Below are 7,378 nucleotides of genomic sequence, written 5' to 3' on the forward strand. Positions count from 1 at the left end.
ATTCATCTCGGAATTCAGTATGATAGGTTCTGTTGTGCTGGTGTCAAGGGTGCAACCTTTACGGAGGTGGGTTCATGACTGTCGATCAAATGCTTGCGAAAACCAATCGCATTAATCTGTTATTTGATTTCTATGAACCACTTTTAACCGAGAAGCAGAGAACTTTCCTTCAGTTGTATTTTCATGATGATTATTCGCTCGGAGAGATTGCCGAGAATTTCGAAATAAGCCGCCAAGCGGTGTATGAACATATAAAACGAGCAGAGTTAACTTTACAGGAATATGAAGCTAAGCTGCATCTGTTACATAAGCATGAACAACGCATGAAGCTGCGCACAGAGCTGGATCATATGCTGGATGGCTGTGAACCTGAGCTAAAGAGGAAAACGGCGGAGCTTTTTGATACAATAATAGGGATCGATTAAAAAGTGTAAGCAGGAGGTGAAGCGCATGGCATTTGAAGGATTAGCCAACCGATTACAGAACGTATTCGGCAAGCTGAGAAGCAAAGGTAAGCTGACGGAAGAAGATGTAGGCGAAGCGCTTCGCGAGGTCAGACTCGCTCTGCTTGAAGCGGACGTTAACTTTAAAGTGGTGAAAGACTTTATTGCTAAGGTGAAGGAACAAGCTATCGGACAAGAAGTGCTGAAGTCCTTTACACCGGGCATGGTCGTTATCGATATTGTTAACAAAGAGCTCACGGCATTGATGGGTGGCACACAAAGCAAGCTGGCGCGCTCCAATCGACCGCCGACCGTCATTATGATGGCAGGTTTACAAGGGGCAGGTAAAACAACGACGTCCGGTAAACTGGCCAAGATGCTGCTTAAGCAGAATCATAGACCGCTGTTGGTTGCGTGTGACATTTATCGCCCTGCGGCAATCAAGCAGCTAGAGGTACTCGGCGATCAGTTAAAAGTTCCTGTTTTTTCACTGGGAGATCAAGTCAATCCTGTTGAAATTGCAAAAGCGGGTCTGCAACACGCCAAAGATAATGGCAATGATTATGTGATCATTGATACTGCAGGTCGTCTGCATATTGATGAGAACTTGATGGATGAACTGAAAAATGTTCGTTCCGTCGTTGATCCTGATGAAATCTTGCTAGTTGTAGATGCGATGACGGGTCAGGATGCTGTCAACGTTGCGGAGAGTTTCCATCAGCAGCTGGAGCTTACAGGTGTCGTACTTACCAAGTTGGATGGCGATACCCGCGGTGGTGCCGCGTTATCTGTCAAGGCGGTAACAGGCTGCCCGATTAAATTCGTAGCAAGCGGCGAAAAGATGGATGCATTAGAACCATTTTTCCCGGATCGTATGGCGTCAAGAATTCTTGGCATGGGCGATATGCTTACTTTGATTGAGAAAGCGCAAGCGGGCATCGATATGGACAAGGCGAAAGAGATGGAGCGCAAAATGCGCAACGCCGAATTCACTTTCGATGATTTCCTTGATCAAATGGAGCAAGTGAAGAAGATGGGGCCGCTTGATCAGATCCTGGAGATGCTGCCAGGCGCGAACAAGATCAAAGGCATGAAAGATATGAAAGTCGACGACAAACAAATGGCGCGTGTTGAAGCGATTGTGAAGTCGATGACCAAGGAAGAGAAACGCAAGCCTGAACTGCTAAATGCAAACCGCCGCAAGCGGATTGCACTAGGAAGCGGGAACTCGGTACAAGAGGTCAACCGTTTCATTAAGCAGTTCGATGATATGCGCAAAATGATGAAGCAATTTTCAGGCATGATGGGGCCGAAGGGCGCCAAAAGCATGAAGAAGTTAGGCAAGGGATTTAAATTCCCCTTTTAAATAATGCTTTTTATTCTAAGTAGGAGGTGATTTTTCATGGCAGTACGTATTCGTCTTAAACGTGTAGGCGCTCATAAAGCTCCTTTCTACCGTGTGGTGGTTTCGGATTCCCGTTCCCCGCGTGATGGTCGTTTTATCGAAGAAATCGGAACTTATAACCCGATTGCAGAACCAGCAGCTGTAAACCTTGATGAGGAAAAAGCGCTGAAATGGCTTCAGACTGGCGCTCAACCGTCCGATACAGTTCGCAGCCTGTTCTCCAAAGCAGGTTTGATGACTAAGTTTCACGAGCTGAAATTACAGAAGTAATCTGTTAACTTTCGGAGGGTGGGTTCATGAAGGATCTTATCACCGTTATTGCTAAGGCTCTTGTAGATCATCCGGAAGAAGTACGTGTCGCTGTCGTGGAGAAGGATGACAAAATTGAGTACAGGCTGTCTGTTCACCCCGACGATGTCGGTAAAGTGATCGGGAAGCAGGGCAAGATTGCGAAATCGCTCCGCACAGTCGTCACGTCAGCAGCAGTGAAAGAAACGAAGCGGGTAGCCGTTGAAATCGTTTCATAAAGAAATTAGGTTAGGATTCAGTTCCTAACCTTTTTCCTATATGGTCTTGAAAGGTAAATTATAGTGGAGGTTGGGCAAGCGCAAATGACCGAGAAACTCATAACTGTTGGTAAAATCGCAAATACCCACGGAATTCGTGGCGAATTGAAAATAGTGCCGGAAACGGATTTTCCAGAACGCTTTGACAAAGGAAATGCCTTAATTATTGTTGACCCTCAAAATAAGCAAACGCCGGTGACGGTTCAAACCTCCCGCTTACATAAAAATGTGTTTATCGTCCAATTTACGCAGTTCAGCAATATTAATGAAGTTGAGAAATTCAAAGGTTCATTGCTAAAAATCGAAGCTAAGAATCAACAGCCCTTGGAAGAGGGAGAATACTATTACCACGAAATTATTGGCTGCAAGGTCATAACGGAAGAAGGCCAAGAGCTAGGGCTAGTTTCTGAGGTATTGACGCCTGGTGCAAATGACGTTTGGGTTGTGGACTTGCCAAAAGGCAAACAGCTGCTGCTTCCTGTGATCGATGATGTGATCCTGGATGTGGATGTTGCTGCCAAAACAATCCGGATTCATTTGATGGAAGGACTAATGGAATGAGAATCGATGTATTGACCTTGTTTCCGGAAATGTTTGACGGGGTATTTTCGTCGAGCATTTTGGGGAAAGCTCGTGACAAGGGAATTGTTAGTCTAAATACCGTGAATTTTCGTGAGTATTCCAATAACAAACACAATACGGTAGATGATTATCCCTACGGTGGCGGCGGTGGAATGGTCCTAAAGCCTGAACCGATCTTTGCCGCAGTTGAAGCTTTGCCTAAACATCAAGAGGCAGGAGAAGTACCTGCAAAACCTCGCGTCATTCTCATGTGTCCGCAGGGGAAGCCGTTTTCGCAGAAAATGGCCGAAGAACTCTCAAGCGAAGAGCATCTTGTGTTTATTTGCGGTCACTATGAGGGGTACGATGAACGCATTAGGCAGTATCTGGTGACCGATGAGCTGTCCATAGGGGATTATGTATTAACTGGCGGAGAATTGCCTGCTATGGTCGTTATAGACAGCGTAGTGAGGCTTTTGCCAGGTGTGCTTGGCAATGAGATGTCAGCGGTGACCGATTCGTTCTCGACAGGGCTGCTGGAATACCCGCATTATACAAGGCCGGCGAAGTTTAGAGAGTGGGAAGTGCCTGAAATGCTTTTATCAGGACATCATGAGAACGTGAAGCGTTGGCGTCGTAAGGAATCTATCCATCGTACGCTTGAACGCCGTCCTGATTTGCTTGAAGGTAGAGAGCTGACCAAAGAAGAAAAGGTTTGGATCATGGAATGGCAAGAGAAAAACAAATGAAGTAGCCCCCAAAAACTTCTCTATTGAATTTCTTTTCTGTCTATGATAATATATATTCTGTTGTGAATTTTTCAACAGTTCGAGTCTGGTGGTCCTCTACGCATAACAGCTAAGACATACTATGTAGATAAGCGGAATGAACACCTGTGTGGAAGGAGGGAGTCAACTATGAATCTTATTCAAGAGATTACGAAAGAGCAACTCCGTACGGATATTCCTAATTTCCGTCCAGGAGACACACTTAAAGTACACGTAAAAGTTATCGAGGGTACACGTGAGCGTATTCAGCTGTTCGAAGGTGTTGTTATCAAACGCCACGGCGGTGGAATCAGCGAAACGTTTACAGTTCGTAAAATTTCTTACGGTGTGGGTGTGGAAAGAACTTTCCCATTCCATTCTCCGAAGATTGAGAAGATTGAAGTGGCTCGCCGTGGTAAAGTTCGTCGTGCGAAACTTTATTATCTGCGTGGTCTTCGTGGTAAAGCAGCAAGAATCAAAGAAATTCGATAAGAAAACGGGGGGCTTGTTTAGGCAAGTCTCCTTTTCATTTTTACAGGGCAAACTATATACATAAAACCAAAACTGGAAAAGAGGCAATCAGTGATGGAACAGAATGAGCAAGATCAGCCTAGAGTAAGCTCAGTTGCAACCGCGGAAGCTGTATCAGCAAAACCTGTAAAAACAGCAAAAAGCGAAACTTGGGAATGGATTAAAGCATTAGTAATCGCGGGCGTGCTCGTTATTATTATTCGCTGGTTCCTGTTCTCACCTTTCATCGTCGATGGTGATTCCATGCGTCCGAATTTTTCTACTGGCGAGCGACTCATTGTCAATAAAATTGTCTATGATATTCGCGCACCGAAACGGGGAGAAGTGATCGTTTTCCATGCGCCGGAGGGGAAAGATTACATTAAGCGTGTCATTGCGCTCCCAGGCGAAACCGTTAAAGTAACAGGCGATAAAGTGTTTATTAACGGCCAAGAAATTGATCAGCCATTTATCAAGGAAGCCATCGAACAAGCGAATAAAGAAGGACATGCTTATAACACATTGTCAGATTTCCCGGAAACGAAAGTGCCGGATGGAGAGTTGTTTGCAATGGGAGATAATCGTCCGAACTCGAAAGATAGCCGTGCTAAAAGTGTAGGCTTCGTTCCATTCGAAAAGATCGTTGGTCGTGCGGAAGTTATTTTCTGGCCGCTGAACAAAATTAGTTTTATACATTTTTGAGGTGAAATAGAATGACCATTCAATGGTTTCCCGGTCACATGACCAAAGCTCGAAGGCAGATTGAAGATAAGCTAAAGCTGATTGATGTCGTCATTGAGCTCTTGGATGCCCGCGTACCGCTCTCCAGCCGGAACCCGATGGTAGATGAAATTTTGAAGGGCAAACCCCGGTTGGTCCTTTTGAATAAAACCGATTTGGCGGATCCCCAAGTGACAGCGCAATGGGTGAAATATTTTGCTGAACAAGGACTGCCTGCATTGCCAATTGATGCAGCTACTGGAACAGCGACCAAAGAAATTTTACCCCGCGTGAAACAGCTGTGGGCAGATAAGATTGAACGTCAACTTAGCAAAGGGATTAATCCTCGTGCTGTAAGGGCGCTCATCGTCGGCATTCCGAACGTTGGGAAGTCAACGCTTATCAATCAGTTGGCGGGTAAAAAAATCGCAGCAACCGGTGATAAACCGGGTGTTACCAAAGGTCAACAATGGATCAAAGTCGGAACGGAAATGGACTTGCTGGATACGCCAGGTATTTTGTGGCCGAAATTCGAGGATCAATTGGTTGGTCAGCGTCTTGCAGCGACCGGTGCGATTAAAGAAGAATTGCTGCATTTGGATGAAATTGCGCTTTTTGTTGTTCGTTATATGGTTGAACATTATGGTGCAGCTCTTCAAGAGCGATTCGGAGTAACCGACCTTCCGGAGGATATGGAGAATGTGCACGAAGTGGTTAAGGTGATGGAGGCAATCGGTCGGAAGCGCGGAGCCATTGTTAGCGGTGGTAAAGTGGATTTGGATAAAGCTTCCTTAATTATCATCCGTGACCTTCGAGCAGGTAAAATGGGGCGTATTTCCTTGGAAAAGCCTCAGTAATACGAGAAACATAAAAAGCCACTTTCGGACCGAGTTGTTAAGGCGGGGCGGAGGTGGTTTTTTGCTGAAAAAAATGGGTGTAGCTTGGCGAAGCGGCAATCCCTTATAATGATGAGATGGAAAGGGGCGAAAGCCATTGCTGGAGCACGAAAAAGAAGTATGGGAGCAAGGATTCAGCCTTGTTGCCGGGATTGATGAGGTAGGAAGAGGATGTTTATTCGGAGATGTCGTTGCGGCAGCTGTCATTCTTCCGCAAGGGTATGTATTGGATGGGGTCAATGATTCCAAGAAACTCTCTGAGAAAAAACGGGATGCCCTCTATGATCAAATTATGAGCGAAGCATTAGCAGTAGGGGTTGGCATTGTTGATGTTGACAAGATTGAAGAGATTAATATAAAACAAGCTGCCAGATTGGCTATGAAGCAGGCTGTCGAGCAGTTAAGCCAAGTACCGGATTATTTACTTGTGGACGCAGAGAAGGTAGATTTGGAAATTCCACAAACGGCTATTATACATGGAGATGCATTAAGTCAATCTATTGCAGCAGCATCGATTATCGCCAAGGTGACGAGGGATCGGATGTGCGCTGATTGGGATGAGCAATATCCCGAGTACGGATTCGCGGTACATAAGGGTTATGCCACAAAGCACCATAGAGAGATGCTATTGCGCTATGGTCCGACGGCGCTCCACCGTAAGTTATTTATACGCAAAGTGATGGCGCAGCTGGAAGAGAAAGAAACGCAGCCGCAGTCTGAACAATTGGAACTGGACTTCATCTGACTTCATCTTATTCAGAAATGGCGAGAAGCAGCCGATAATATACATAAGGGATAGAAAGATTTGAGGTGAACGGATGAACATAAGTGGATTAATTCGCAGCTTGGTGGGTGATTTAACGGCTTCGGATAGCAAGGTGCTTGAACTAAAAGTAGGACAAGTTGTCAAAGGTGTCGTTCTTCAACTGCTTAGCGATCAAGAAGCATTACTTAATATAGGTGGCGTACAAGTCAGAGCCAAACTGGAAACTCCTCTTAAGCAAGGAGATGTGACTTACCTGCAGGTTCAACCGGAATCAAGCGGCGGACAAATTATGATGAAGCCGTTGACAGCGTCGGATGTACTGATTACAGAAGATTCCCTCGGGGATCTCCTTAAAGCCTTTTCGGTTAAGGATACGGCCGGCAATCGGCAAATGGTTCAGCTCATGCAGCAGGAAGGCGTTCCCGTATCCAAGGAAACGGTAAAAGCTTTTGAAACTTTGATGAGTAACATACCTGAGGGTGTGAATAAGGAAGAATGGGCGCAAGCTGCAGTACTAGCCCACAAAAAGGGTTTGCCCCTTACACAAGAAACAGTAGGGGCTTTAAGACAGGTTACTTCCGGCCCTCCAGTTGGGAAGGTGCTGGAGCAGCTGGAGCAGCAGGCTGCGAAATTGCTGGAGCAGGAGCCAGGGCATCCCGCAGCCGACACTGCGAAGCAGGTCGTCGCGGTGCTTAGAGAGCTGCGGGCTTCCGCCGCAGCTGTGTGGCCCGCGCGGCCGCCGGA

At 46.1% G+C, this 7,378-nt stretch carries 10 protein-coding genes and 1 pseudogene; all 11 read left to right on the top strand.

Annotation, left to right across the window (positions count from 1 at the left end; all coding sequences use genetic code 11):
* Positions 1–74 precede the first annotated feature (74 nt).
* The gene (locus tag PCH02S_RS33440) at positions 75–425 is read left to right on the top strand and encodes a putative DNA-binding protein (protein ID WP_127458429.1); all 351 of its coding nucleotides are present in this window, start codon (positions 75–77) and stop codon (positions 423–425) included.
* Between the two features lie 25 nt (positions 426–450).
* Positions 451–1,809, top strand: coding sequence for a signal recognition particle protein (gene ffh / locus PCH02S_RS33445; RefSeq protein ID WP_127458430.1), 1,359 nt, complete (start codon positions 451–453; stop codon positions 1,807–1,809).
* 36 nt (positions 1,810–1,845) lie between these two features.
* Positions 1,846–2,118, top strand: coding sequence for a 30S ribosomal protein S16 (gene rpsP / locus PCH02S_RS33450; RefSeq protein WP_127458431.1), 273 nt, complete (start codon positions 1,846–1,848; stop codon positions 2,116–2,118).
* A 26-nt stretch (positions 2,119–2,144) separates the two neighbouring features.
* Positions 2,145–2,375: a KH domain-containing protein gene (locus tag PCH02S_RS33455; RefSeq protein ID WP_047672782.1), complete on the top strand. Its 231-nt coding sequence runs from the start codon at positions 2,145–2,147 to the stop codon at positions 2,373–2,375.
* Positions 2,376–2,459: 84 nt separating this feature from the next.
* The gene (rimM, locus tag PCH02S_RS33460; RefSeq protein ID WP_127458432.1) at positions 2,460–2,975 is read left to right on the top strand and encodes a ribosome maturation factor RimM; all 516 of its coding nucleotides are present in this window, start codon (positions 2,460–2,462) and stop codon (positions 2,973–2,975) included.
* Positions 2,972–3,724, top strand: coding sequence for a tRNA (guanosine(37)-N1)-methyltransferase TrmD (gene trmD, locus PCH02S_RS33465; RefSeq protein ID WP_127458433.1), 753 nt, complete (start codon positions 2,972–2,974; stop codon positions 3,722–3,724). Before rimM ends, trmD begins: the two co-directional genes overlap by 4 nt.
* Positions 3,725–3,892: 168 nt before the next feature.
* Positions 3,893–4,234 (top strand): 50S ribosomal protein L19, encoded by a 342-nt coding sequence (gene rplS / locus PCH02S_RS33470; protein WP_127458434.1) that lies wholly within the window; start codon positions 3,893–3,895, stop codon positions 4,232–4,234.
* A gap of 93 nt (positions 4,235–4,327) precedes the next feature.
* A complete protein-coding gene (lepB, locus tag PCH02S_RS33475) occupies positions 4,328–4,954 on the top strand; it encodes a signal peptidase I (protein WP_127458435.1) in 627 nt (208 codons plus the stop codon).
* 11 nt (positions 4,955–4,965) lie between these two features.
* Positions 4,966–5,829: a ribosome biogenesis GTPase YlqF gene (gene ylqF, locus PCH02S_RS33480; RefSeq protein WP_127458436.1), complete on the top strand. Its 864-nt coding sequence runs from the start codon at positions 4,966–4,968 to the stop codon at positions 5,827–5,829.
* A 136-nt stretch (positions 5,830–5,965) separates the two neighbouring features.
* Positions 5,966–6,613, top strand: coding sequence for a ribonuclease HII (locus PCH02S_RS33485; protein WP_127458437.1), 648 nt, complete (start codon positions 5,966–5,968; stop codon positions 6,611–6,613).
* Positions 6,614–6,686: 73 nt separating this feature from the next.
* Positions 6,687–7,378: pseudogene (locus PCH02S_RS33490) on the top strand (hypothetical protein); the annotation flags it as partial.

The organism is Paenibacillus chondroitinus NBRC 15376 (genome assembly GCF_004000765.1).
Lineage (GTDB): Bacteria > Bacillota > Bacilli > Paenibacillales > NBRC-103111 > Paenibacillus_E > Paenibacillus_E chondroitinus.

Bases quoted from the DNA above. Each gene is read 5' to 3' on its own strand.
- ffh (WP_127458430.1), top strand. From the start codon at position 451: ATGGCATTTGAAGGATTAGCCAACCGATTACAGAACGTATTCGGCAAG.
- lepB (WP_127458435.1), top strand. From the start codon at position 4,328: ATGGAACAGAATGAGCAAGATCAGCCTAGAGTAAGCTCAGTTGCAACC.
- PCH02S_RS33455 (WP_047672782.1), top strand. From the start codon at position 2,145: ATGAAGGATCTTATCACCGTTATTGCTAAGGCTCTTGTAGATCATCCG.
- rpsP (WP_127458431.1), top strand. From the start codon at position 1,846: ATGGCAGTACGTATTCGTCTTAAACGTGTAGGCGCTCATAAAGCTCCT.
- rplS (WP_127458434.1), top strand. From the start codon at position 3,893: ATGAATCTTATTCAAGAGATTACGAAAGAGCAACTCCGTACGGATATT.
- ylqF (WP_127458436.1), top strand. From the start codon at position 4,966: ATGACCATTCAATGGTTTCCCGGTCACATGACCAAAGCTCGAAGGCAG.
- PCH02S_RS33440 (WP_127458429.1), top strand. From the start codon at position 75: ATGACTGTCGATCAAATGCTTGCGAAAACCAATCGCATTAATCTGTTA.
- trmD (WP_127458433.1), top strand. From the start codon at position 2,972: ATGAGAATCGATGTATTGACCTTGTTTCCGGAAATGTTTGACGGGGTA.
- rimM (WP_127458432.1), top strand. From the start codon at position 2,460: ATGACCGAGAAACTCATAACTGTTGGTAAAATCGCAAATACCCACGGA.